At 68.4% G+C, this 23883-nt stretch carries 27 protein-coding genes; 18 read left to right on the forward strand and 9 right to left on the reverse strand.

Annotation, left to right across the window (positions count from 1 at the left end):
• Positions 1 to 67: 67 nt before the first annotated feature.
• Entirely contained in the window at positions 68 to 631 is a 564-nt protein-coding gene (locus tag ACIBG5_RS02410) for a GrpB family protein (RefSeq protein WP_396389640.1), read from the reverse strand.
• Between the two features lie 44 nt (positions 632 to 675).
• Positions 676 to 1467 carry a hypothetical protein gene (locus ACIBG5_RS02415; RefSeq protein ID WP_396389641.1) on the reverse strand — a complete coding sequence of 264 codons (792 nt, stop codon included), beginning with the start codon at positions 1465 to 1467 and terminating at the stop codon, positions 676 to 678.
• A gap of 250 nt (positions 1468 to 1717) precedes the next feature.
• Here ACIBG5_RS02415 and recA point away from each other — a divergent pair, with 250 nt between their 5' ends.
• The 7 genes from recA to rny all read left to right on the forward strand — a co-directional run bounded on the left by recA (position 1718) and on the right by rny (position 10523).
• On the forward strand, positions 1718 to 2794 hold the full coding sequence (recA, locus tag ACIBG5_RS02420; protein ID WP_131351723.1) for a recombinase RecA: 1077 nt from the start codon (positions 1718 to 1720) through the stop codon (positions 2792 to 2794).
• Positions 2795 to 4292: 1498 nt separating this feature from the next.
• The gene (locus tag ACIBG5_RS02425) at positions 4293 to 4787 is read left to right on the forward strand and encodes a regulatory protein RecX (RefSeq protein WP_238163069.1); all 495 of its coding nucleotides are present in this window, start codon (positions 4293 to 4295) and stop codon (positions 4785 to 4787) included.
• 338 nt (positions 4788 to 5125) lie between these two features.
• Positions 5126 to 6553: an alkaline phosphatase family protein gene (locus ACIBG5_RS02430; protein WP_396389643.1), complete on the forward strand. Its 1428-nt coding sequence runs from the start codon at positions 5126 to 5128 to the stop codon at positions 6551 to 6553.
• Positions 6554 to 6639: 86 nt separating this feature from the next.
• A complete protein-coding gene (locus ACIBG5_RS02435; RefSeq protein ID WP_396389644.1) occupies positions 6640 to 7038 on the forward strand; it encodes an MmcQ/YjbR family DNA-binding protein in 399 nt (132 codons plus the stop codon).
• A gap of 174 nt (positions 7039 to 7212) precedes the next feature.
• On the forward strand, positions 7213 to 7692 hold the full coding sequence (locus ACIBG5_RS02440) for an antitoxin (RefSeq protein ID WP_396389645.1): 480 nt from the start codon (positions 7213 to 7215) through the stop codon (positions 7690 to 7692).
• Positions 7693 to 7834: 142 nt separating this feature from the next.
• Positions 7835 to 8326 (forward strand): hypothetical protein, encoded by a 492-nt coding sequence (locus ACIBG5_RS02445; RefSeq protein WP_396389646.1) that lies wholly within the window; start codon positions 7835 to 7837, stop codon positions 8324 to 8326.
• 505 nt (positions 8327 to 8831) lie between these two features.
• Positions 8832 to 10523: a ribonuclease Y gene (gene rny, locus ACIBG5_RS02450; protein ID WP_396389647.1), complete on the forward strand. Its 1692-nt coding sequence runs from the start codon at positions 8832 to 8834 to the stop codon at positions 10521 to 10523.
• On the opposite strand, the gene ACIBG5_RS02455 is transcribed toward rny, so the two are convergent.
• Positions 10524 to 10895: a nuclear transport factor 2 family protein gene (locus ACIBG5_RS02455; protein WP_396389648.1), complete on the reverse strand. Its 372-nt coding sequence runs from the start codon at positions 10893 to 10895 to the stop codon at positions 10524 to 10526. It lies immediately after the preceding gene.
• Positions 10896 to 10940: 45 nt separating this feature from the next.
• Here ACIBG5_RS02455 and ACIBG5_RS02460 point away from each other — a divergent pair, with 45 nt between their 5' ends.
• A complete protein-coding gene (locus tag ACIBG5_RS02460) occupies positions 10941 to 11432 on the forward strand; it encodes a GNAT family N-acetyltransferase (RefSeq protein ID WP_396389649.1) in 492 nt (163 codons plus the stop codon).
• On the opposite strand, the gene ACIBG5_RS02465 is transcribed toward ACIBG5_RS02460, so the two are convergent.
• The 5 genes from ACIBG5_RS02465 to ACIBG5_RS02485 all read right to left on the reverse strand — a co-directional run bounded on the left by ACIBG5_RS02465 (position 11411) and on the right by ACIBG5_RS02485 (position 14506).
• Positions 11411 to 11713, reverse strand: coding sequence for a DUF6458 family protein (locus ACIBG5_RS02465; protein WP_396389650.1), 303 nt, complete (start codon positions 11711 to 11713; stop codon positions 11411 to 11413). The genes ACIBG5_RS02460 and ACIBG5_RS02465 overlap by 22 nt on opposite strands.
• An 84-nt stretch (positions 11714 to 11797) precedes the next feature.
• Positions 11798 to 12961 carry an acyl-CoA dehydrogenase family protein gene (locus ACIBG5_RS02470; protein WP_396389651.1) on the reverse strand — a complete coding sequence of 388 codons (1164 nt, stop codon included), beginning with the start codon at positions 12959 to 12961 and terminating at the stop codon, positions 11798 to 11800.
• 65 nt (positions 12962 to 13026) lie between these two features.
• Positions 13027 to 13206, reverse strand: coding sequence for a hypothetical protein (locus tag ACIBG5_RS02475; RefSeq protein ID WP_396389653.1), 180 nt, complete (start codon positions 13204 to 13206; stop codon positions 13027 to 13029).
• On the reverse strand, positions 13203 to 13778 hold the full coding sequence (locus ACIBG5_RS02480; RefSeq protein WP_396389654.1) for a DUF1707 domain-containing protein: 576 nt from the start codon (positions 13776 to 13778) through the stop codon (positions 13203 to 13205). Before ACIBG5_RS02480 ends, ACIBG5_RS02475 begins: the two co-directional genes overlap by 4 nt.
• A 38-nt stretch (positions 13779 to 13816) precedes the next feature.
• Complete coding sequence (locus ACIBG5_RS02485) at positions 13817 to 14506, reverse strand: type 1 glutamine amidotransferase (protein WP_396389655.1); 690 nt, start codon at positions 14504 to 14506, stop codon at positions 13817 to 13819.
• Between the two features lie 122 nt (positions 14507 to 14628).
• Between ACIBG5_RS02485 and ACIBG5_RS02490 the strand changes: the two genes are divergently transcribed.
• Genes ACIBG5_RS02490 through ACIBG5_RS02515 form a run of 6 tightly spaced genes read left to right on the forward strand, consistent with a single transcriptional unit; the run spans position 14629 to position 20021 of the window.
• Positions 14629 to 15483: an FHA domain-containing protein gene (locus tag ACIBG5_RS02490; protein ID WP_396389656.1), complete on the forward strand. Its 855-nt coding sequence runs from the start codon at positions 14629 to 14631 to the stop codon at positions 15481 to 15483.
• Positions 15484 to 15529: 46 nt separating this feature from the next.
• Complete coding sequence (dxr, locus tag ACIBG5_RS02495) at positions 15530 to 16741, forward strand: 1-deoxy-D-xylulose-5-phosphate reductoisomerase (protein WP_396389657.1); 1212 nt, start codon at positions 15530 to 15532, stop codon at positions 16739 to 16741.
• Positions 16738 to 18048, forward strand: a complete 1311-nt coding sequence (locus tag ACIBG5_RS02500; RefSeq protein ID WP_396389658.1) for a M50 family metallopeptidase — start codon at positions 16738 to 16740, stop codon at positions 18046 to 18048. Before dxr ends, ACIBG5_RS02500 begins: the two co-directional genes overlap by 4 nt.
• A 24-nt stretch (positions 18049 to 18072) precedes the next feature.
• Positions 18073 to 19224: a flavodoxin-dependent (E)-4-hydroxy-3-methylbut-2-enyl-diphosphate synthase gene (gene ispG, locus ACIBG5_RS02505; RefSeq protein ID WP_396389659.1), complete on the forward strand. Its 1152-nt coding sequence runs from the start codon at positions 18073 to 18075 to the stop codon at positions 19222 to 19224.
• A 40-nt stretch (positions 19225 to 19264) separates the two neighbouring features.
• Positions 19265 to 19480 carry a DUF2191 domain-containing protein gene (locus tag ACIBG5_RS02510; RefSeq protein WP_396389660.1) on the forward strand — a complete coding sequence of 72 codons (216 nt, stop codon included), beginning with the start codon at positions 19265 to 19267 and terminating at the stop codon, positions 19478 to 19480.
• Positions 19473 to 20021 carry a nucleosidase gene (locus tag ACIBG5_RS02515; protein ID WP_396389661.1) on the forward strand — a complete coding sequence of 183 codons (549 nt, stop codon included), beginning with the start codon at positions 19473 to 19475 and terminating at the stop codon, positions 20019 to 20021. The genes ACIBG5_RS02510 and ACIBG5_RS02515 overlap by 8 nt, the downstream gene beginning before the upstream one ends.
• Here the strand turns inward: ACIBG5_RS02515 and ACIBG5_RS02520 are convergent.
• The gene (locus ACIBG5_RS02520) at positions 20002 to 20508 is read right to left on the reverse strand and encodes an NUDIX domain-containing protein (protein ID WP_396389662.1); all 507 of its coding nucleotides are present in this window, start codon (positions 20506 to 20508) and stop codon (positions 20002 to 20004) included. The two genes, ACIBG5_RS02515 and ACIBG5_RS02520, sit on opposite strands and share 20 nt — an antisense overlap.
• A gap of 106 nt (positions 20509 to 20614) precedes the next feature.
• On the opposite strand from ACIBG5_RS02520, the gene ACIBG5_RS02525 reads away from it, so the two are divergent.
• From ACIBG5_RS02525 to trxA, 4 genes are all read left to right on the forward strand, one after another.
• Positions 20615 to 21400, forward strand: a complete 786-nt coding sequence (locus ACIBG5_RS02525; protein ID WP_396389663.1) for a cyclase family protein — start codon at positions 20615 to 20617, stop codon at positions 21398 to 21400.
• Entirely contained in the window at positions 21397 to 23016 is a 1620-nt protein-coding gene (locus tag ACIBG5_RS02530) for a thiamine pyrophosphate-binding protein (RefSeq protein WP_396389664.1), read from the forward strand. The genes ACIBG5_RS02525 and ACIBG5_RS02530 overlap by 4 nt, the downstream gene beginning before the upstream one ends.
• Positions 23017 to 23097: 81 nt before the next feature.
• Positions 23098 to 23466, forward strand: a complete 369-nt coding sequence (locus tag ACIBG5_RS02535; protein ID WP_360455124.1) for a MerR family transcriptional regulator — start codon at positions 23098 to 23100, stop codon at positions 23464 to 23466.
• Positions 23463 to 23798: a thioredoxin gene (gene trxA / locus ACIBG5_RS02540; protein ID WP_396389665.1), complete on the forward strand. Its 336-nt coding sequence runs from the start codon at positions 23463 to 23465 to the stop codon at positions 23796 to 23798. The genes ACIBG5_RS02535 and trxA overlap by 4 nt, the downstream gene beginning before the upstream one ends.
• The last annotated feature ends 85 nt before the right edge of the window (positions 23799 to 23883 follow it).

Below are 23883 nucleotides of genomic sequence, written 5' to 3' on the forward strand. Positions count from 1 at the left end.
TCCAGCGTGGTGGCTGCACCGCGACAGGGTCAACGACCCCGGAGTAGTACTGCCCTCACCCTCTGTTTCAGGCAGTCCAGCCGGTACGGGCGGCCCACTCCTCGGCAGGCAGGTAGATGAGATCGCAGACCGGGTCCTTCAGATCGGAGTAATCCGCCGTCGACTCGATCGGCAACGCAGCCGCTCGCCTCTTGAACTCCCCATAGGCGCGAGCAGTGTCCGGGTGGTTGCGGAGGTAGTCCCGGAACAGCAGCGCATAGCGCTGGTTGGCTCGACCAGCGACGCGGATGTGCAGGTTCACGCGTCGCCGGTACATCGGCTCCACCAATAGCCGCTTGACCCATTGCAGGTCGTCGGCCGGGAGGCCGGGTACCGCGTGGTCGCGTTTCGGTGGGCGGACCTCCCAGTCCGCGGCGGCCATGCGTTCCACCACGTCGTCGAGCTCTGGCTCCGTCCCGACGGTCACCTGCATGTCGATGATGTCCTTGGCGGGCAGTCTCGGTACGGACGTCGATCCGATGTGATCGATCCGCTGTGCGGTCTCGCCCAGCAGTTCGCTCACCACTCGAGCGGTCTTCTCGTACTGCGCGGGCCAGCTGTCGTCCGGACGCACGATGACGATCCCAGTCATGCCGAGATCATCCCAGGCCGACGTCCGTGCCCCCAGTCCTGGGCTCAGACCGGTTTGACCCGGAACGCGCTGGTGGTGAGGAGGTCGGCAGCCCGGTACGCCGCTTTGCGGATGGCCAGGCGCTCGTCGAAGAACCCACCGACCATCCCGACCACCGGCAGCTTGCCGACGAATCGGGCGCCGATGCTCCCGCGGGGGCGCTCCTCGAACACGTCGCCGAGCCCGCCGAACAGCTTGCTGATCCGCCACACCAGGCGGACGCCCTTGCGCAGACCGGCTTCCTCGGACTCGTCGCCGAATCCCAACTGCTTGGCGACGTCCTGGCCGGCTGAGGTCGGGTCGTCGTACTCGAGGACGTCGTCCGGCGTGATGGGCCGGTCGGTGAGTACGCGTGCGATCACCGCCGTACGGTCGGCATGCGCTTCGACGCCGTACTCGCGGCAGACCGCACCGATGACCATGGCCTGGACGGCCGCACCGAGCGTGTCCTTGATCGGGAGCCGGTCCGCGGCCGCGCCGCTGATCCGGGGGAGGCCGGCGACGATCGCGGCGAACCCGCCGAGGCGCTCCACCCACCAGTCGCAGCGATCTGCCAACGGCAGCGTCGGCCACTCGGTGTGACCGGGCACCTTCATCTTCAACATCCGGTCGATGGCCAGGATGAGGGCCTTCTCGGCCAGGTTGGGGCGCTCCTGCGCGGAGTACTCGACCAGGATGCTGCGGATGCCGAACGGGTCCTGGGTGCGGAGCGCGTCGAGCACGGAGTCGACGCCGAACTCGACCCGGCTGAGGGCCAGGACGACGGCTGCGTCGGGGACGTCGGGACGGTCTGCCACGCCCGCAAGAGTAGGGAGTGGGCGGTCCACGATGGTTGCCCGGGCAGACTTCGGCGTGTCAGTTGCGATTCGAACAGGTGTTCGGGATAGTTTGGTGCCTGAAGGTGCGCCGGACGGCCGAAGTTGTCCACAGATTCGAAGTGGCGGCGAAAACTGTCCGACGTGATGGATACCTTCTCTGGCGACACGAGAAGTCCTCCGGGCGGCTGGGAAGCGGCCCCGATTATGAGATGGGTCAGGTGGCAGTCACATGGCTGGTGCAACGGCGAGTGCGGAGCGCGCGGCGAGCGATCGCGAGAAGGCGCTCGCGACTGCGCTGACGCAGATCGAGCGGCAGTGCGGCAAGGGTTCGGTGATGCGCCTCGGGGAGCAGAACAGGCCGCCGATCGAGGTCATCCCCACCGGGTCGATCGCGCTCGACATCGCGCTCGGGATCGGCGGGCTGCCGCGCGGTCGCGTGGTGGAGATCTACGGTCCGGAATCCTCCGGTAAGACGACGGTCGCCCTGCACGCGGTCGCGAACGCTCAGCGCGCCGGCGGGATCGCGGCCTTCATCGACGCGGAGCACGCCCTCGACCCGGAGTACGCGCGGAAGCTGGGCGTCGACACCGACGCGCTGCTGGTCTCGCAGCCCGACTCCGGTGAGCAGGCGCTGGAGATCGCCGACATGCTGGTCCGCTCCGGCGCGATCGACATCGTCGTGATCGACTCGGTGGCCGCGCTGGTGCCGCGGGCCGAGATCGAGGGTGAGATGGGTGACAGCCACGTGGGTCTGCAGGCCCGGCTGATGAGCCAGGCGCTGCGGAAGATGACCGGTGCGGTCAGCGGGACGAACACGACCGCGATCTTCATCAACCAGTTGCGCGAGAAGATCGGCGTCATGTTCGGCTCCCCGGAGACGACGACCGGTGGTAAGGCGCTGAAGTTCTACGCGTCGGTGCGGCTGGACGTGCGCCGGATCGAGTCGCTGAAGGACGGCACCGACGTCGTCGGTAACCGGACCCGCGTCAAGGTCGTGAAGAACAAGGTGGCCCCGCCGTTCAAGCAGGCCGAGTTCGACATCATCTACGGCCAGGGCATCAGCCGCGAGGGCAGCCTGCTCGACCTCGGTGTGGATCAGGGCTTCGTCCGCAAGGCCGGTGCCTGGTTCACCTACGAGAGCGACCAGCTCGGTCAGGGGCGGGAGAACGCGCGGAACTTCCTGCGCGACAACCCCGATCTGGCCAACGAGCTGGAGAAGAAGATCAAGGAGAAGATGGGCATCGGCCCGACGCTGGACGCACCGGCCGACGCGGCCGCCACGGCCGAGGTCGATGTCGACTTCTGATCACTCCACCGCGGGTGGCAGCGCTCCTCGGCAGACCACTGCCGACGACGCTGCGCCCGCGGCGCTGTCTCTCCCACACGCCGACCGCCTGGCCCTAGCCCGAGACCTCCTCGCCCGCGGCCCAGCAGCAGCCGGTGGTGCTTCGGAAGGATCCGGCGAAGGCAACGAACCGTCCGGGGACGCATCGCGGGCTGGTCGTCGGTCTACCGAGCGCCGTTCGGGTCAGCGAGCCTCCCGCGGTGCGGGCCGTGATCGCGGCTCTGGTGCCAATCGCGCCGAATCGTGGTCGGATCCGTCCGCGGATGACGATCCGTTGGACCCGACGTCCGCCCGGCCTCGCGCAGGCAGGATCAGGCGAACCGCCGGGGCCGATGACCCGTGGGCAGACGCCGAAGCCTCCTCGAGCAGCACTGAGGAACCGGCGGACGGGAGCGCTCAATCCTCAAGTCAGCGCCGCCGGCCCCGGAACACCTCGAGACGTGGCTCGGATCCGAAGCTTGTCGACCCGTGGGGCGATCTGGACGAAACCGCCATACGAGCCTCCGAGGCGAGGAGTGCTGACCGGCAGGCGGAAGCACGAGCGTTTGCCGCTGAGACCCCGGAGCCGAGCCCGGCGCGAGGCACGATCAATCGCGCTCCTGGATTTGACCAGTTCGAGGTAGCGACCGGGGCGTCAGGCAACGATCAGCCGGGGCGCGATCCTGCGCGAGATCAGAGCCCGGCTGTGGCCGATCCGTGGGGCGACTCAGCTGGTTCTGCTGCTGATAGCCCGGCCGGCCTCGAGCTGCGTCGAGGTACAGCAGCCACTACCAGCCAGCCTGCCGGCGAGCGATCACCCATTGCTCGGGCATCAGGCGAACGCAGGTCCGCAGGCAGCTCCGCGGAGGCGACTGCATCAGGTGTGGGGTCGATCGATCGGTCGAGCGACCCGGCGGTTCCTGCGACGGACCGGTTGAACGCGAGCCCGGCTCGACGTCGAACGGTTCCCGCGGCTGACCCGACGGTCCCCGGGACTGACCCGAGCCCAGCCCGAGGTCGAACGGTTCCCGCCGAGGATCCGCTTGACGCGGGCGCGGCTCGGGGTCGCGCGGTTCCTGCGGAGGAGTCGCTGGACGCGGGCGGAGCTCGGGGTCGAACGGTTGCCGAGGAGGACCCGCTGGAAGCCGGCGGAGCTCGGGGTCGCGCGGTTCCTGCGGAGGAGTCGCTGGACGCGGGCGCAGCTCGGGGTCGAACGGTTGCCGAGGAGGACCCGCTGGAAGCCGGCCCAGGTCGAGGTCGCGCGGTTCCTGTGGAGGAGTCGCTGGACACGAGCCCAGCTCGGCGTACGGCGAAGCAGGCTTCGGGGGGTGGGGCGTCTTCGGGTGGGACTGGGAGCCGTGGGCGGCGGACGGTGGCTCGGCGGAGTTTTGGTGAGGGTCGGCGGGGGAGTCGGCGGTCCGCGGATGAGCCCGACGGGCCGGGGGATCCCGGGTTGGATGGGGTGGAGGATCCGCAGTCGGTGGCGCGGACGATTTTGCTGGACAAGCTGAGCGGGCAACCGCGGACGCGGGCCGAGTTGGCGGATCTGCTGGCCGAGCGGGAGATTCCTGAGGACGTGGCGGAGGAGGTGCTGGATCGGTTTACCGAGGTCGGGTTGATCGACGACGCGGCCTTCGCGAACGCGTGGGTCGAGTCCCGGCACCGCGGTCGCGGGCTCGGCAAACGAGCTCTGGCGCAGGAGCTCCGTCGTCGGGGCGTGGACGATCAGCTGGCGCGCGACGCGCTGGACGAACTGGATCCGGACCAGGAGGAAGAAACCGCCCGCGCTCTGGTTCGCCGCAAGCTCCCGTCGATGCGTTCGCTCGACCGCCAGGTCGCCATGCGCCGCCTGCTCGGAATGCTGGCCCGCAAGGGCTACCCCGGTGGCCTCGCGATGACAGTCATCAAACAAGAGCTCGCCGCCAGCCACGAAGAACTCCCACTCCTGGACCCCTCCGGCCTGGAACCCGACTGATTCCACCGCAGCCGCGCCAGTCCCAACCCGCTGCTGCCACCGGCAGATGGACGAGCCTCCACCACCGTGAGGCGGGACAAGCGACTGCCACCGTGAGGCGGGACAAGCGACTGCCACCGTGAGGGACAAGCGACTGCCACCGTGAGGCGGGACGAGCCATTACCACCGTGAGGCGGGACGCGACGGCGGGCTCGGCGTGTGCTTAATCAGTTAACCTCCGCAAAAGGTTGTGCTCGGAAACTAGTTCAGCAGCGTTGGAGCACGGGCCGGGTGACGGACACCTTCGAGGCGGAAGGTCATTGACGGAATCACCGCCTACCTTCGAGAGGTTCCGCCCAATGTCCGACTTCACCCGCCGCCGCTTCCTCGGCGGCGCCGCCGCGACCGCCAGCCTTGGTGCCGCGGCAGCCCTGATGCCCGCGACCGTGCAGAAGGCCCTGGCCACCCCGCCGCCGCGGCCGGCCCGGCTCGGCGACATCAAGCACGTCGTGATGCTGATGCAGGAGAACCGCAGCTTCGACCACTACTTCGGCACGCTGTCCGGAGTGGCCGGGTTCGACGACCCGCAGGCGATCAAGCTGTCCACCGGACGCGACGTGTTCCACCAGCCCGACGCGGAGAACCCGGACGGCTACCTGCTGCCGTTCCACCTCGACACCCACTCGACGAACTCGCAGGCCATCCCGTCCACCAGCCACGCGTACTCGGTCCAGCACCAGGCGTGGAACGGCGGCAAGATGGACAACTGGCTGCCCGCGCACCGCGCCGCGGACAAGGCCAACGGTCCGTACGTGATGGGCTACTACACCCGCGACGACATCCCGTTCCAGTACGCGCTCGCCGATGCCTTCACGATCTGCGACCAGTACCACTGCTCGGTGCAGGGCCCGACCTGGCCGAACCGCCTGTACTGGCAGACCGGCATGGTCGACCCGGGCGGCACGCTCGGTGGTCCGATCACCTCGAACTCCCTGCCGAACGGCGCGTACCGCTGGACGACGTACGCCGAACGCCTCGAGGCTGCGGGAGTCGGCTGGAAGGTGTACCAGGACCAGGTCGGCTTGAACAGCTACAACATGCTGCCGCACTTCCAGCAGTTCCAGGACGCCGCGCCCGGTACGCCGCTGTACGAGAAGGGCATGAAGGTCTCGTCGCTCGGCCAGTTCGAGTACGACGCTCTGCACGACCAACTGCCGACGGTGTCCTGGCTGATGACGGCCGGTGGCGTCTCGGAGCACCCGAAGGAGATGCCGGCCGCCGGCGCCGACTTCGTCGCCTCGAAGATCGCCGCGATCGCCGCCAACCCGGACGTGTGGAAGAAGACTGTCTTCATCCTCAACTACGACGAGAACGACGGCCTGTTCGACCACGTCGTTCCCCCGACCGCGCCGGCCGGTACGCCGGACGAGTACGCCCTCGACCTGCCGATCGGCGGCGGGTTCCGGGTGCCGTGCATCATCGTGTCGCCGTGGACCGCCGGTGGCTGGGTGACCAGCCAGAAGTTCGACCACACCTCGGTCCTGCAGTTCCTGGAGATGCTCACCGGCGTACGCGAGACCAACATCAGCCAGTGGCGTCGCAAGACCTTCGGTGACCTCACCTCCGTCTTCCGCCAGGACCACGCCGCGAAGCCCCCGCTCCTTCCGGAGACGGGCTCCCGGCTGAACCTGGCCACCTACGAGACCGCGCAGTTCCCGGCGCCGACCTTCCCCGGTGCCGCGCAGGTGGTCCCGCACCAGGAACGCGGATCCCGCCGCCGTCTCTGACGAACCGGCGTGCCCAGGCGATCGCCCCATCGCCTGGTCACGCCATCGTGCGGCGGATGCCTGAACGACGTTGTAGCTTGAGGGTCATGGCGACCCTGGAAGACGTGGAGCGGCTGGTCGCGGCATTGCCCGAGACCGTGGAGGCGACGACGCACGGCCATCGCACCTGGGCTGTCGGAGGCAAGGCGTACGCCTGGGAACGGCCTTTCAGCAAGGCGGATCTGCGCCGCTTCGGCGATGAAGCCCCGCCGGACGGGCCCATACTCGCAGTCCGGGTGGAGGATCTCAGCGAGAAGGAAGCGGTGCTGGCGGCTCGGTCGGCCGACGGATTCTTCACGATCCCGCATTTCAATGGTTATGCCGCCGTACTGATCCAGCTGGACGTGGTCCCGGCGACCGTTCTGAAGGAGGCGCTCCTCGACGGCTGGCTGGTCTATGCACCGGCGGCGGTGGCGAAAGCGCACCTCGGCAAGAGCAAGACTTAGCCGCCGAACGCGGTGCGGACGGAGAGTGAAGGGCGGAATCTGCGGGGCTGTGGGCGGCGAGGGGCGTTGACGGTTGCGGTGTGACGGTGTGTTATCCGAAGTGGGGCCGGTGTTTGGTCCGGCCCGTACGCTGGGGATTTTCGTCGATCCGCCCCTGACACCGCGGAGGGTGCAATGAGCGATTTCCAGGAACAGGCGAAGAACTGGCTCCGGAACGTCGTCAAGCAGAACCCGGACAAGATCAAAGCCGGTGCGGAGAAGGCCGGCGACCTGATCGACAAGCACACCGGCGGGAAACACGCGGAGAAGGTCGACGCCATGCAGAAGAAGGTCGGCGACTACGTCGACGGCCAGACCACTGAAGGCGAGGCGGGCGGAGTCCCGTCGCCCGGCGGCGGCGTCGACCCTGCGACCACCGGCGAAGCACCCGAGCCTCCCCGCGACACGACCCAGGCAGGCAGCGACACCACCGAGGCGGCCCGTGATGCGGCCGAATCGACCGAGGAAGCAGTCGACGGCGGCGTAGTCGGCGGCGACGCGCCAGACCCGTCCACCGAGCCGACCAGCTCCGCCGGCTCAACCCCCGCAGGCGCCCAAACCGGCAGCACCGTCACAGGTCAAGACTCCAACGACCTCCCCGGCCCCCGCCCCTGACCCAATCCACCCGGCAGTCGTCCTCCCCCGAGGACGACGGCCGCACGCGTTGCGCGGGAGAACTCGATGTCAAGGCGACCCGCCGGACAGCAATGCGGAGAGTAGTCGAGCAAACCTAGAGTGTCATCCTGGGGAGGATGGCATGGGCAGAACGCGACGGCGCGGTGGGAGTCGGTCGGCGCAGTTCCGTTCGTGGGGGTGGCTCCTCGCAGGCTGCACCGTTCTCGCGATCTACAACCACAGTTGGCGAACGGCGGCGTACCTGACTGTGGGGTGGGTGCTCTACATCGCATTCCTGCAGTTGGCCAGATGCAGGGTAGAGACGCTGAAGCATCGGCCGTGCAGGTGGCGGGTTCGGGGGATGGTCGCGACCTGCGACTACCACGTCGGGCTCAAGCGCGGCCTGCCCCGGTTGGTTCGAGGGATGAGGTTCGCCGGTCTGCCGAGCATGATGTGGCCGCGGGACGACCTCGACGGTCTCGTGGCAGTTAGGGCGGAGCCCCAGCCGAAGCCCGGTCATGCCGTGACTGCGAAGGCGGCTCGGCCACGGTACGAACGGCTGAGCGTGCTGATCGGCGTAGGTGGGCTTTTGATCACCGCGGTCGGGGTGATTCGCGACTTCGTTGCTGGTTGAGGCCCGCCTACAGACGTGGATGTGGAGTGGACCACTCGGGGGAGTGGTTTGGGTGGGTGGGGTGTGAGTGTCCTTCTTGACCGGGTGGTGGGGCGCGCCTAGCCTCGGAATCAGTAAGGGATCACTCCACCTGACGGTGGCGGACATAGCACCGGCGGGTCGGTTGATCACCGGCTGACCGGCCGGAGAAACACGAAACCACGCTCGACCGAGCTGAAGGATGACGACGGCGACTCGTACGCCGTCGATTGGACGGCACCGCGGCGGACGGATCCGGCGGTGGCAGCGGCCTGAAGTCTGTTCCTGGGTGACGCACACCCGGAAACGGCGACGGCAGCGGTCACGACCGGCACCGTCGGCGAGCAGTACCGTCACAACGGACGGACCGCGCACCCCGGAAACCCCGGTGGTGCGTTCAGCCGTACCGTCTCCTCGACCGTAGGCGGATCCCTTCGACCGACGCCACAGTCCCGCCCGGTGCGTGACTCGACGAGGGGAGAAGCCGATGTCACTCGCGGCTATGCCGACAGCGACGTCAGTCGGGCTGACCCTGATCGGACTGCTGATCGCGGGCCTGCTGGCCTGGATCGGCTTCACGCTCTCCCGCCGCAAGGCCGCCGACAACACCGCGGCCGCCGCCAACGCCCAACTCGAGGCAGCCACCATCGCCGCCGGCGCCAAGTCCGCCGCGGAGTTGGTACGCCGCCAGGCCGAGGAGGAGGCCGCCGTACTGCGGACCCGGGCGGAGACGGCCGAGAAACGCGCCGAGGAGATCCGCCGCGCCGCGGAGGACCGCGCTTCCGAGGTACGGCGTGAGGCCGAGCACCGCGCGTCCGACGTACGCCGGGAAGCCGAGACCGAGGCCCAGTCGATCCGGGACGACCTGCGCGAGCAGCGGCTGGAGATGGAGCGCCGCGACCACCGGCTGACCGAGCGTGAGGAGCGGCTCGACGAGCAGCACCGTTCGATCGAGGAACGCCAGATCGAGCTGACCGCGCAACTCGCGGAGCTGGACCAGCGCAAGGCCGAAATCAGGAACCTCGAGGAGGAACGCCGCCGGATCCTGGAAGGCGTCGCGAACCTCAGCTCCGAGCAGGCGAAGGCGGAGCTGGTCGCGTCGATCGAGGCGGAGGCGAAGCGGCACGCGCATTCGATCGTCCGTGAGATCGAGCGGCAGGCCTTGGACGAGGGCGAGACCAAGGCACGCAAGATCATCACCGGCGCGGTGCAGCGGCTGGCGTCGGAGCAGACCAGCGAGTCGGTCGTCTCGGTGGTACACCTGCCGAGCGACGACATGAAAGGCCGGATCATCGGCCGCGAGGGTCGCAACATCCGATCGTTCGAGCAGACCACGGGCGTCAACCTGATCATCGACGACACCCCTGAAGCCGTGCTGCTGTCCTGCTTCGATCCAGTACGCCGGGAGACCGCGCGCCTGACCCTGGATTCGCTGGTCCTGGACGGCCGGATCCACCCGAGCCGGATCGAGGAGATCTACGAGCGCAGTCGCGGCGAGGTTGCCGAGCTGTGCGAGCGTGCGGCCGAGGACGCGATGGCAGAGGTCGGCATCACCGACCTGCACCCCGAGCTGATCCGGACGATGGGCCTGCTGCGGTACCGCACGTCGTACGGGCAGAACGTGCTGAAGCATCTGATCGAGTCGGCGCACATCGCCGGCATGATGGCGGCCGAACTCGGGCTGGATCCCAAGCTGTGCAAGCGCGGCGCGTTCCTGCACGACATCGGCAAGGCGCTGACGCACGAGTCCGAGGGCAGTCACGCGATCGTGGGTGCGGAGCTGGCCCGCAAGTACGGCGAGAACGACGACGTCGTGCACTGTATCGAGGCGCACCACAACGAGGTCGAGGTGCGGACCGTCGAGGCCGTACTGACCCAGGCCGCGGATGCGGTCAGTGGCGGCCGGCCGGGTGCGCGACGCGAATCGCTGGAGGCGTACGTGCAGCGGCTGGAGCGGCTCGAGGAGATCGCGATGCACCACGATGGTGTCGAGAAGGTGTTCGCGATGCAGGCCGGCCGGGAGATCCGCGTGATGGTGCTGCCGGACGTGGTCGACGACATCGCCGCGCAGGTGATGGCTCGCGACATCGCCAAGCAGGTCGAGGAGGAGCTGACCTACCCGGGCCAGATCCGGGTCACCGTCGTCCGTGAATCCCGCGCCACCGAGGTCGCCAAGTAGTCACTCGGCGTACTTCGCGCGCCACTCCGGCGGATCGAACGGCGAACCGTAGATCCGGGTCTCGCGCGCGATCCGCCCGTCCTTGAACTCGACGACGTTCGCGACGTAGTAGATGTCACCGCCGTAGTCCGAGCGGCCCAGTACGACGAAGTGGTCGCCCGCACCGGTGATACGCAGGATCTGGATCGACGGTGGCGCAGGGTATTCCTGCTGCATCGCCCGCATCCGGTCCCGCCCGACGATGCGCTCGCCGGACTGCGGCATCTCCAGCACGTAGTCGTCGGCGCGCAACTCGTGTTCGGCCTCCGCCGACAGCGCCAACTGGTCGTCCGTCGGCCACAACCGCTCCAGCAACTCACGATTCCTGTCCATGATTTACGGTCGCGACGACCCTTCAATCAGTCTTAAAGTCTGCGAATGGACATCAGACCCGCGACCCCCGCCGATGTCGAACAGTTGATCGCAGGCGTCGCCGAGTATCCGGCAGCGCAGCATCACCTCCGCGCCCGCTGGGACATCCAGGAAGGCGGTGACGGTCTGTTCCTGCTGGCCCACCGCGACGGCGAGATCGTCGGCCAGACGATGTTGCTCAGGGAGTCGAAGTACGCCGAAGTCCGCGCCGACGGCGATCCGGCCGAGATCAACGCCCTCAGCGCCGTCGTCCACAACCAAGGCATCGGTACGGCGATCATCCGCGTCGCCGAGGCGATCGCGGGGGAGTGGAACAAACCCGCCATCGGCCTGGCCGTCGGCGCCGACAACCCCAAGGCCCGCAGGCTGTACGAGCGCCTGGACTATCGGCCGTGGTCAGGCCCGCCTGTCGTCGACGAATGGACCGAGCAGGCTGCCGACGGCACGGTGGTTCGCACCCACGCGGACGAGTGTGACTACTTCCTCAAGTCTTTGTGATCCTTGCGCAGGTGCGTCGGGGTGACGTCGATGGGATGGTCGGCGACCTGGTCGGGCGGGGCGGTGTTGTACTGCTTCTCGACGTCCGGGTCGATCACCACGACGTCGTCATGCCCCCGGCGCCGGTTGGCCAGCCGGTACGACAGCCAGATTCCGGCGGCGCCACCGAGCATGATGATGATCCCCAGGGCGGTGAGGTTCAGAGTGTCGGACGTGTCCCGCACGGCGAACGCGATGATGGCTCCCGCCGCGATGAGCGCGATTCCGGCCCCGATCCTCATACGGGCTCCTTCCTGACCTCCCGAAGTGGTCACGTTGAGTAGCTGATCTCACTCCCGGTACCCGATCAGCCCCTCGACCATGCGTCAGCGGAAGGCGGCGTGCCCGGTCAGCGCCTGGCCGATGACGAGCTGGTGGACCTCCGAGGTGCCCTCGTAGGTGAGGACGGACTCGAGGTTGTTGGCGTGCCGCATGATCGGGTACTCGCCGCTGATGCCGTTCGCAGCCAGGATCGTGCGGCACTCGCGGGCGATCGCGATCGCCTCGCGGACGTTGTTGAGCTTGCCGACGCTGACCTGCTCCGGGCGCAGTGTGCCCTTCTCCTTGAGCCGGCCGAGATGGACGGCGAGCAGGATGCCCTTGTTCAGCTCGACCGCCATGTCGGCGAGCTTCGCCTGGGTCAGCTGGTACGCCGCGAGCGGCTTGTCGAACACGATCCGCTCACCGGCGTACGCGATCGTCGTCTCCAGGCAGTCGCGGGCCGCGCCCATCGCGCCGAAGATGATGCCGAAGCGGGCCTCGTTCAAGCAGCCGAGCGGCCCGGACAGGCCGCGTGCCTCGGGCAGCATCGCGGACGCGGGCAGCCGTACGTCTTCCAGCACCAGCTCCGACGTGACCGATGCCCGCAGCGACATCTTCTGCTTGATCTCCGGTGCGGAGAAGCCAGGCGTCGTAGTCGGTACGACGAAGCCGCGTACGCCGTCGTCCGTCCGGGCCCACACCACCGCGACATCGGCAACGGAGCCGTTGGTGATCCACATCTTCGAACCGTTCAGCACCCAGTCGTCTCCGTTCCGGCGGGCATTGGTGCGCATGCCGGCCGGGTTGGAGCCGAAGTCGGGCTCGGTCAGGCCGAAGCAGCCGATCGCCTCGCCCGCGGACATCCGGGGGAGCCATTCGTCCTTCTGCTCGGCACTGCCGTACTTCCAGATCCCGTACATCGCCAGCGACCCCTGCACCGACACCAGCGACCGCATCCCGGAGTCCGCCGCCTCGATCTCCAGGCAGGCGAGTCCATAGGCGACAGGCCCGACCCCGGCGCACCCGTAGCCGGTCAGATGCATCCCGAGGAACCCGAGCGCCCCCAGTTCCTTCGCCAGCTCCCGCGCCGGGATGCTCGCCGTCTCGAACCACTCCGGCAACGCCGGCCGCAAACGCTCGTCCGCGAACCGCCGAGCCGTCGCCCGGACGTCGACCTCCTCCTCGGTCAGCAACGAGTCGACATCCACGAGATCCAGCGAAACGGTCATACCCGAACGCTAACCTGTCGCCGCCGCGCCGCGGTGGTGTGGAAAGCCACACACTCACTTGACGATCAAGGTGCCGTCGAACGCGTCGGCATCACCCAGGTGTCGTCGTCGCTGCGGCGGACCAGCAGTACGTCGCCCGTGTCGTCGACGATCACGGCACGCGGGCCTGGTGTGATGATCCGCTGATCGCCGACGTGCTTGCGCAGGATGCCGGCGTACGACTGCTCGAACGGGACAGCCGTCACTTCCGGTACCAGGGCCACCACCAGTGGCGTTTGCGGGGGTGGCGGATCACGATGCTGCCGTGGCGGGCCTGGCCGGTCACGTGCAGGCGTACGCCGCCGGACCTCGGTGGACCGGCCTTGTTCTTCGCACTGCTGTGGACCATGTCGACCTGGTCGATGTCGACGCTCCAGCCCTCTGGGATCACCATCACGACCGAGCTGTGCTTGGCGTGCGCGTCGACGTGGATCACGCTCCAGTGCACCACCGCGTCGGTGAAGTCGAGCTTCACCGACGAGTGCTCCGCGATTGCCGTCATCCGCTCCGGCACGGTCCAGGCGCCCTCACGCTTCTGCGCGCTGTGCTTCGCCCGGAGCGTGAGCTCGGCGGCGCTGCCGTGCGCGACCGGCATGAGATCGGCCGTCGCATTGCGCAACTCCACTTGGGTCTTGGCCGAGTAGACCTGGGTCAGCCGCTCGTCCAGCTCCTGGAAGTCCAGCCGCCCGTCCGTGTGTGCTTCCTGGACAACGGCGGCGGCGCGCTCACGATCGTTGTCGGACGCCCGTTGCCCGGGCGGCGGCTGCTCCAGACTCATGCCCCCAAAGGTAGCGCCGCTACCGGTCCCTCCGGACGTCAGTCGGCAAGATCCAGGAACCGGCCGAAGACCGTCGACCAGGTCTGGTCCAGCTCGGCCTCGTGCCGCTCGGCGCCGGCGACGACCTCCTCGGGCACGAATCCCCACGAGCGCAGGGTTTCCGGGTTCCAGCGCCGTACTCGCTCGGCGGCGACCTCCGGGTGGAACTGCACGCCCCAGCTGCGGCCGATGCGGAGCATCTGGTGGGGGCAGCGCTCGCTGGACATCAACGCAACGGCGTCGGACGGGAGTCGGGTGATCTGATCCTGGTGGCTCTCGATCGCACGGACGGTCGACGGCAGACCGGTGAGCAGCGGGTCGTCCTCGGCGCCGGGCAGCAGCTTCAGTTCGGTGACGCCCTTCTCGGGCAGTCCGTACTTGCCGCGGACCTCACCGCCGAAGGTGTGCGCGATCAGCTGAGCGCCCAGGCAGATGCCGAGGACCGGCGCGCGGTCGTGCTCGGTGGTGGTCCGCAGCAACTCCCGCTCGGCCTTCAGCCACGGCTTGGCATCGTCGGCGTCGGGCAGCATTCCGCCGCCGAGCAGGATCAGCGCGGCATGGCCGTCGATGCCTGCGGGAATCGGCTCGCCGTCCCAGGCACGGACGACGACGGGTGAGAACCCCCGTCCCTCGAGCCAGTCGAGCAACCGGCCCGGACCACTGCCCGGATCGTTCTCGATGATCAGCACTGTCTTCGTATGGTGAGTGGCGGAAGGGGACACAAGCGCCAAAGATATGCCACCGGCGGCACACCGGACACCGCCGTACCGGAGTGGTGGTTCCGCGATACTGAGTTGCTGGGGGTGTGCGGATGGAGCCGATCAGTGGGTTCGTGAGGGCCGTGGTGGGAGACGTGAACTTCACCTTCGGCAAAGGCATGGTGGCTGCGTTCCTCGAGGCGCGCGGCAAGGCACGTGCGTCCGGGGGCGACCGGTCCGTCCAGCCGCAGTTGGACGTGCTGATCAGAGCGCACGGCCAGTACGAGCCGTTGTTCATCCCGGCCGGCACAGTGCCGGCGGTGGACCGGTTGGCGGGGTTGGAGCAGGCCGAGCCGGCGCCGCAACTGACTGTCGAGTTCACTCCGGGCGACGGTGGTGCGCAGGCACACCTCACGGCGAACGATCCGGTGCTCGTCACCATCACCGATGTCAGTCACCCGGAGTTCGACGCTGTGGTGTTGACCACGTCGCTCGGTGGTGCGACGTACGCGCGGCTGCCTCCGGGGTACTACCACGTGTCCGCTGTCGTCATCGACGAGTCCGAGGACCTGCTGCTCGGGTACGGCGCTCAGCACAACCTGCACCTGGCGAGTGGTGACGACCTGCTCCTGTCGCTGGCGATTCACACCGAGGGTATGGCGGAGATCGAGGCGGCGCTGGCGGCTCCACGGCAGCCGGTGCTCGTAGGTCCGGACGGGGACGCCATGCCGATCCTCGACCTGGTGCTGATCGGCCGGTCGCCGGACTGCGACCTGATCCTGGACCACCCGCAGGTGAGCCGGCACCACGCCGAGTTGCTCCGGATCGACCAGGTCACCTTCGAACTCCGCGACCTCGGCTCGACCAACGGCACGACCGTCAACGGCGTACCGGTCCGCAGCATCCACGTGGGCGACGGCGACGAAATCCGCCTCGGCGACTTCCCCCTCCTCCTGTACCTCTCCTAGAACCACCACCTCGTCACCTTGTGTGTTCACCTGGGACAATGGCCGGGTGAATCCGCGATCCGTTGTCATCCTCGGCTCTACCGGCTCTGTGGGGACCCAGGCGCTCGAGTTGATCGGGCGCAACCGCGAGCGATTCCGGGTGCTCGCGCTCTCGGCGGGCGGGAGCAACGTCGGTCTGCTCGCCGCGCAGGCGCTGGAGTTCGGGGTTGAAGTGGTCGCGGTGGCCAAGGCGACGGTGGCCCAGGACCTGCAGCTCGCGTTCTACGCCGAGGCACAGCGCCAGGGGTACGCACAGGGTGAGTTCCGGATCCCGAAGATCATCACCGGCCCGGACGCGTCCAGCGAGCTCGCGGCGATGCCGTGTGACGTGGTCCTCAACGGCATCACCGGCTCGGTCGGACTGCAGCCGACGCTCACGGCGCTCGACGCGGGGACGACGCTCGCGCTGGCCAACAAGGAGTCACTGGTGATCGGCGGCCCGCTGGTCACCCGCCGGGTCAAGCCCGGGCAGATCGTGCCGGTCGACTCCGAGCACAGCGCCATCGCGCAGTGCCTGCGCGGCGGAACGGCCGAAGAGGTACGCCGTCTGGTGGTGACAGCGAGCGGCGGTCCGTTCCGGGGCCGCTCGCGGGCCGAGATGGCCGACGTCACCCCGGAACAGGCGATGAACCACCCGACCTGGGACATGGGTCCGGTGATCACGATCAACTCGGCCAACCTCGTGAACAAGGGCCTCGAAGTGATCGAGGCGCACCTGTTGTACGGGCTGCCGATGAGCCGGATCGAGGTGGTCGTGCACCCGCAGTCGATCGTGCACTCGATGGTGGAGTTCGTGGACGGCGCGACCATGGTCCAGGCGTCGCCGCCCGACATGCGGTTGCCGATCGCGCTCGCGCTCGGCTGGCCCGACCGGATTCCGGACGTGGCGCCGGCCTGTGACTGGACCACGGCGAGCAGTTGGGAGTTCGAGCCGCTCGACGACGAGGCCTTCCCGGCGGTCCAGCTGGCCCGGGAGGCGGGGACCCGCGGCGGCACCGCCCCGGCCGTGCTGAACGCGGCGAACGAGGTCTGTGTCCAGGCGTTCCGGGACGGCCGGCTGCCGTTCCTGGCGATCGTCGACACCGTGGCCCGGGTAGTGACCGAACACGACGTACCCTCGTATGAGGAATTGTCCATCGACGACGTACTGGCCGCGGACGGCTGGGCCCGCGCCCGGGCCCGTGAACTCACCGGCGTACAGGAGACCACCAAGGCATGACCGCGCTTCTCACTCTCCTCGGCATCGTGCTGTTCGCGGCCGGCATCCTGATCTCGGTCGCACTGCACGAAATGGGCCACATGCTGCCCGCCAAGGCCTTCGGGATGAAGGTGTCGCAGTTCTTCGTCGGCTTCGGCCGGACCGTGTGGTCCACCAAGCGCGGCGAGACCGAGTACGGCCTGAAGCTGATCCCGGCCGGCGGGTTCGTCCGGATCATCGGCATGATGCCGCCCGCCAAGGGCGACGACCCGACCAAGGTGCGCAAGGCCAACACCGGCCCGATCCAGTCGATGGTCGAGAACGCCCGTACCGCGGACTACGAGACGATCGCGCCCGAGGACAACGGCCGGCTGTTCTACCAGAAGGTGTGGTGGAAGAAGCTGATCGTGATGGCGTCCGGGCCGCTGGTCAACGTGGTGATCGCGTTCGTGCTGTTCGGCGGCCTGTTCATGCTGTACGGCGCCAACGTCGCGCAGACGACCGTGGCCACGGTCACCGACTGTGTGATCCCGGCCTCGCAGGCATCGACCGACCGCAAGTGCGTCGACACCGACAAGGTGTCGCCGGCCAAGGAGGCCGGGTTCCAGGTCGGCGACAAGATCGTCGCGTTCAACGGCACCGCGATCTCCAGCTGGGACCAGCTGACCCCGCTGATCCGGGCGAACACCGACAAGCCCGCCACCATCGTTGTCGTGCGCAACGGTCAGCGGACCACGCTGCAGACCCACACGATCGTCAACCAGGTCCCCGACGAGGCGGGCTCGGACAAGATCGTCTCGGTCGGATTCCTCGGCGTCTCGCCGGAGATGAAGACCGAGCGGCAGGACTTCGGGTTCGTGGTCAGCAAGATGGGCGAGCTGACCGTGGCGACGGTGAAGGCGATCGGGAACTTCCCGCAGAAGCTGGTCGGCGTGGCCAAGGCGATCGGCGGCGGCGAGCGCGACGAGAACAGCCCGATGAGCGTCGTCGGCGCCAGCCGGGTGGCCGGCGAGATCGCGTCCAACCAGTCGCTGACGGCCGGCTCGCGGATCGCGTTCCTGATCTCGCTGCTCGCCTCGCTGAACCTGTTCCTTGCCTTGTTCAACTTCATCCCGCTGCTGCCGCTGGACGGCGGACACATGATCGGCGCGATCTGGGAGGGCATCCGGCGCGGCTTCGCCAAGCTGTTCGGCCGGCCCGACCCCGGGTACGTCGACGTGGCCAAGCTGCTCCCGATCGCGTACGTCGCGGCCAGTGTGATCGTGGTGATGGGCGTCCTGCTCGTCATCGCCGACATCGTCAACCCGATCCGTCTCTTCAACGGCTGACCCTCACCCAACGGTTAAGGACACATGAGCATCAACCTGGGCATGCCCGCGCTGCCGCCGCCGACCCTGGCCCCGCGCCGCAAGACCCGCCAGATCAAGGTGGGCAAAGTGCTGGTCGGTGGGGACGCGCCGGTCTCGGTGCAGTCGATGACGACCACGAAGACGCACGAGGTCAACACGACGCTGCAGCAGATCGCGGAGCTGACCGCGGCCGGCTGCGACATCGTCCGGGTCGCCTGCCCGCGGCAGGAGGACGCCGACGCACTGGCGGAGATCGCCCAGCACTCGCAGATCCCGGTCATCGCCGACATCCACTTCCAGCCGAGCTACGTCTTCGCCGCGATCGAGGCGGGATGTGCGGCGGTCCGGGTGAACCCGGGCAACATCCGCAAGTTCGACGACCAGGTGAAGGAGATCGCGCAGGCCGCGAAGGACCACGGGACGTCACTGCGGATCGGTGTGAACGCCGGCTCGCTGGATCCGCGGCTGCTGCAGAAGTACGGCAAGGCGACGCCGGAGGCGCTGGCCGAGTCGGCCGTCTGGGAGGCGTCGCTGTTCGAGGAGCACGACTTCCACGACTTCAAGATCTCCGTGAAGCACAACGACCCGGTCGTGATGGTCCGCGCGTACGAGCTGCTGGCCGAGCAGGGCGACTGGCCGCTGCATCTCGGCGTGACCGAGGCCGGGCCGGCGTTCCAGGGCACGATCAAGTCGTCGGTGGCGTTCGGCGCGCTGCTGTCGAAGGGCATCGGCGACACGATCCGGGTGTCGCTGTCCGCGCCGCCGGTCGAGGAGGTCAAGGTCGGCCTGCAGATCCTGCAGTCGCTGAACCTACGCGAGCGCAAGCTCGAGATCGTCTCCTGCCCGTCCTGCGGCCGCGCCCAGGTGGACGTCTACACCCTGGCCGAGCAGGTGACCGCCGGCCTGGAGGGGATGGAGGTCCCGTTGCGCGTCGCGGTCATGGGCTGCGTCGTGAACGGCCCCGGCGAGGCCCGCGAGGCCGACCTCGGCGTCGCCTCCGGCAACGGCAAGGGCCAGATCTTCGTCAAGGGCGAGGTCATCAAGACCGTCCCCGAAGCCGCCATCGTCGAGACCCTGATCGAGGAAGCCATGCGCATCGCCGAGGAGATGGGCGAGACCGCAGACCCCGGCACGCCCACCGTCACCGCAGGCTGACTCGCACAGACCGTACGACGCCGCACCCTCGGAGCTCCAGATGACGCATGCCGACCGGGACAGCATTGACCGCGCGGACGAGTTGGAACGCCGCCGGCGGGCGCAGCAGTTCGTCGCCGTGTTCGAAGCGGTGGACTGGGACTTCGCCGGTTCGGCCGATGGCTGGCGGTACGGCGGTGGCCGCGATCTGAGCCGATTGGTGGAAGATGCACGCCGTTCGAAGGCCCGCGAGGCCGAGGGATTCGCTGGTGACTGAGTTTGTGGTTGTCAGTGCTGTTGCTGGGGAAGCCCGGTATGTGCCGCCAGGGATCTCGGTGGTGGTGACTGGGGTGGGGAAGACTGCGGCGGCGGTGGCTACTGCGCGGATGCTGGCGGGGCGGGACACCTCTGAGTTGGTGGTGCTGAATGTTGGCACCACCGGAGCGCTCAGAGATGGGCTGTCGGGGTTGTATTTGCCGAGCACGGTGATCAATCACGATGTGAATGCGGAGGCGATCCGCGCGATCGGACTGGATCCGCAGGACGCGTTGCACGTCGAGGGTGGGGACGGGACAGTGCTGGCGTCGGGGGACGTGTTCGTGACGGATCCCGTCGTACGGGCGCGGCTCGCGGAGCGGGCGCATTTGGTCGACATGGAGGCGTACGGCGTCGTCTACGCCTGCCGCGAGTACGGCGTACCGGTGCGGGTCGTGAAGCATGTGTCGGACTCGGCCGACGAGGCCGCGCTTGACTGGCCGGCGCTCGTGGATGCCAGCGCGAAGGTCCTGGGCGAGTGGGTCAGCGACTACGTTCGCTGAGCCACTCCAGTACGGCGATCTCCCGCACCAGCCACCGCATCACGCCGACTCCACTCGCCAGCACAGCCCGGTTGGCCGCGAGCGCGAAATCCACCGTGACCCACTGCGGCGTGAGCTCCAACTCCGCCTCGTACCCCTCCAACTGCTGCCCATCACGAGCCGACCCACCCGTGCATGAGAAGTAGTGCGACGTCATCCCGAAGACGTCGTACGCCGCCTCGATCGCCGGCACCTCCTCCCTGGTGGTGCCGAGTTCGGTGCCGACCGCAACATCGACGTACCCGCACTCCTCGTGGAACTCCCGCTGCAGGGCGTCCGCGAACGACTCACCCGGATCCACCCCGCCGCCGGGGAACTTGTAGTCGCCGTGGCGCGAGGCGAGGAGTAGCAACTCCCGCCCGCGGAAGAGCACACCTCGGACCGCGGTCCGCTCGACCAGCCGTCCGCCAGGCGAGAGTTCGGGCGAACGAAAGGCCGCCAGCAGCATGCGGCCAATGCTGCCTGACCCATGACGCTGGGCGAAATCCTGGACGCGGTGACGGTCGTCGCCCTAGCGTCGGGGGGTCTCGTACGCCACTGTTCTGGAGGTCCACATGACCGGCTCGTCGCCCTTGTCGGTACTCGTCGCAGCACTCGCCGATGGGTCGGTCGAGGTGGTGGACCTGACGTCGCCGCTGTCCGCATCGACGCCGGTCATCCAGCTGCCGCCGGAGTTCGGGCAGACGGCGCCGTTCGCGCTGGAGGAGATCAGCAGGTACGACGACCGCGGGCCCGCGTGGTACTGGAACAACTTCACCAGCGGCGAGCACACCGGCACCCACTTCGACGCGCCGAACCACTGGGTCACGGGCAAGGACCTCGCCGACGTGGCGTCGGTCCCGGCCCGCAAGCTGATCGCGCCGGCGGTCGTGCTCGACTTCAGCGCCGAGGTCGAGAAGAACGCCGACTTCCTCGTCGAGGTCGACCACCTCAAGGCCTGGGAGGCGGAGAACGTGCCTCTGCCCGCAGGCGGCTGGTTGTTCGTGCGCACGGGGTGGGATACGCGGTCACACTCGCAGGAGGCGTTCCTCAACGCCGACGGGAACGGGCCGCACACGCCGGGCCTGTCGCCGGAGTGCGCGCGATGGGTGGCGCAGGAGTCGCCGGTACTCGGCCTCGGTGTCGAGACCGTCGGCACCGACGCCGGGCAGGCGCACTCGTTCGACCCGCCGTTCCCGTGTCACGCAAACCTGATGGGCAGCGACAAGTACGGGTTGACGCAGCTGCAGAACCTCGCCCAGCTGCCGCCGACCGGCGCCGTCGTCATCGCCGGCCCGTTGCCGATCGTCAGCGGCTCCGGAGCTCCGGCCCGCGTGCTCGCGCTGGTCGAACGCGGATGAACGTCGCGGATGCCATCGGTCGGGCGTTGGCGGCCGCGGGCGTCCGCCAGGTGTTCGGCGTGATCGGGTCGGGCAACTTCCACCTCACGAACGCGATGGTGGCCGGCGGCGCGCGGTTCGTCGCCGCGCGGCACGAGGGCGGCGCGGCCACGATGGCAGACGCGTACGCACGGATGAGCGGGACGGTCGCCGCGCTTTCGGTCCATCAGGGCTGCGGCCTGACGAACGCGATGACCGGGATCGCGGAGGCGGCGAAGAGCCGGACGCCGATGGTCGTCGTGGCGGCGGAGGTCACCGAGCCGCGGTCGAACTTCTACGTCGACCAAGAGGCGCTCGCCCGTTCGGTGGGTGCGGTGCCGGTGCGGATCACCTCGGCGGAGACCGCGGTGGCGGAGGCGCTGGGTGCGGTCGCGACGGCGGTACGCGAACGCCGTACGGTGCTCCTGAACGTTCCGCTTTCCGTGCAGGCGTTGGAGACTGCGGCACCGGCGGTCGCGCCACCGCCTTCAAAGGACCCGGTGGTGCCGGACGCAGCCGAGGTCACCAAGTTGACCGACCTGCTGCGTCATGCGGAGCGACCGGTGTTCGTCGCGGGCCGCGGGTCCCGCGGCTATCGACAAGTCCTTGAATCCCTGGCGGAACGATCCGGCGCGCTCCTCGCTACCTCAGCCGTCGCGCACGGTCTGTTCCAGGGCAACCCATGGTCGCTCGGGATCTCCGGAGGCTTCGCGTCGCCACGGACCGCTGAGCTCATCCGCGCGGCCGACCTCATCGTGGGCTGGGGCAGCGCGCTGAACATGTGGACGACGCGGCACGGCGCGCTCATCGGACCTGACACGACCGTCGTGCAGGTCGATGACGATGCGACCGCGCTGGGCGTCCACCGCGAGATCCAGCTCGGCGTCACCGGCGACGTCGGGCTCACCGCAACGATGGTGCTCGACGCGCTCGACGCGCTCGGCGAGCAGCGGGTGGGCTATCGCACGACGGAGCTCGGGAGCGTGCGCTGGCGCGACGTGGCGTTCGACGACGAGAGCACGGGGGGCCGGATCGACCCACGGACGTTGAGCCTCGCGCTCGACGACCTCCTCCCGGCCGAACGGGTGATCGCCGTCGACTCCGGCAACTTCATGGGCTACCCGAGCGTGTGTCTTTCGGTGCCGGACGAGAACGGCCTCTGCTTCACCCAGGCGTTCCAGTCGGTCGGGCTGGGGCTTGCCACCGCGATCGGTGCCGCGCTGGCGCAGCCGGACCGCCTGCCCGTCGCCGTACTCGGTGACGGCGGTGCGCTGATGAGCGCCGCAGAGCTCGACACCGTACGACGACTTGGCCTGCCGATGCTGGTGGTCGTGTACAACGACGACGCGTACGGCGCCGAGGTGCACCACTTCGGTCCCGGCGGGCACCCGTTGGACACGGTGACGTTCCCGCCGACCGACATCGCTGCAATCGGACGCGGGTACGGCTTCGAGGCGGTGACTGTAAGAACCGCCAAAGACCTCGCCGCAGTCGGGGACTGGCTGAACGGACCACGGTCCGCACCGATGCTCGTGGACGCGAAGGTCGTCGCGGACCATCCGTCGTGGTGGCTGGAGGAGGCGTTCCGCGGCCACTGACACTGGCGAACAGCGTCCGGGCTATTCTGGCTTGACCTTGACCCCAGGGGCAAGGTTTAGCGTCGGAGCGAAGGAGGCGGGATGCGGATCAGCGATCTGGCGGCCGAGGCCGGAGTGACGGTCAAGGCGGTGCGGTACTACGAGTCCCAGGGACTGCTCAAGCCCCGGCGCGAGGCCAACGGGTACCGGACGTACGAGCCGGACGACGTGGTCGTGGTACGCGAGGTGAAGGCGTTGCTGAGCCTCGGGCTGACCGCGGAGCAGACGTACCCGTTCATCGAATGCCTGCGGGCCGGCAACGAGCGGGCGGACGTCTGCCCGGCGTCGCTGACGGCGTACCGGGCCCGGATCGCCGAAGTGGACCAGCGGATCACCGAACTCACCGACCTGCGGGCCCGGCTCACCGACCTCCTGTCCGATGCCGAGAACTGGAGGATGAAGCAACTATGACTGACCTGCAATCGGTCGACGAGGGGACCTTCGACGACGTGGTGCTGCGCTCGGACAAGCCGGTGCTGGTGGACTTCTGGGCGCAGTGGTGCCCGCCCTGCCACCAGATCGCGCCGCTGCTGGCCCAGGTCGCCGCCGAACGCGCAGACCAACTCACCGTGGTGAAGCTGAACTCCGACGAGAGCCCGGTGATCTCCGCCCGCTACCGCGTGATGGCGTTGCCCACGCTGATGCTGTTCCACCGCGGCGAGGTCATCTGGTCCGTCGTCGGCGCGCGCCCCCGAGCCAAACTCAACAAAGAACTCGACGACGCCCTCCTGGCCGCGGTGTAGAGATCGGCAGCTCCGTCCGGTGGCGGGTTGTTTCATCACTGACCCGCAACAACCCGCCAGTCAGCAGGTAACCCGCCAGCCAGCA

Origin of the sequence: Kribbella sp. NPDC050241 (genome assembly GCF_044459685.1) — a bacterium.
Lineage (GTDB): Bacteria > Actinomycetota > Actinomycetes > Propionibacteriales > Kribbellaceae > Kribbella.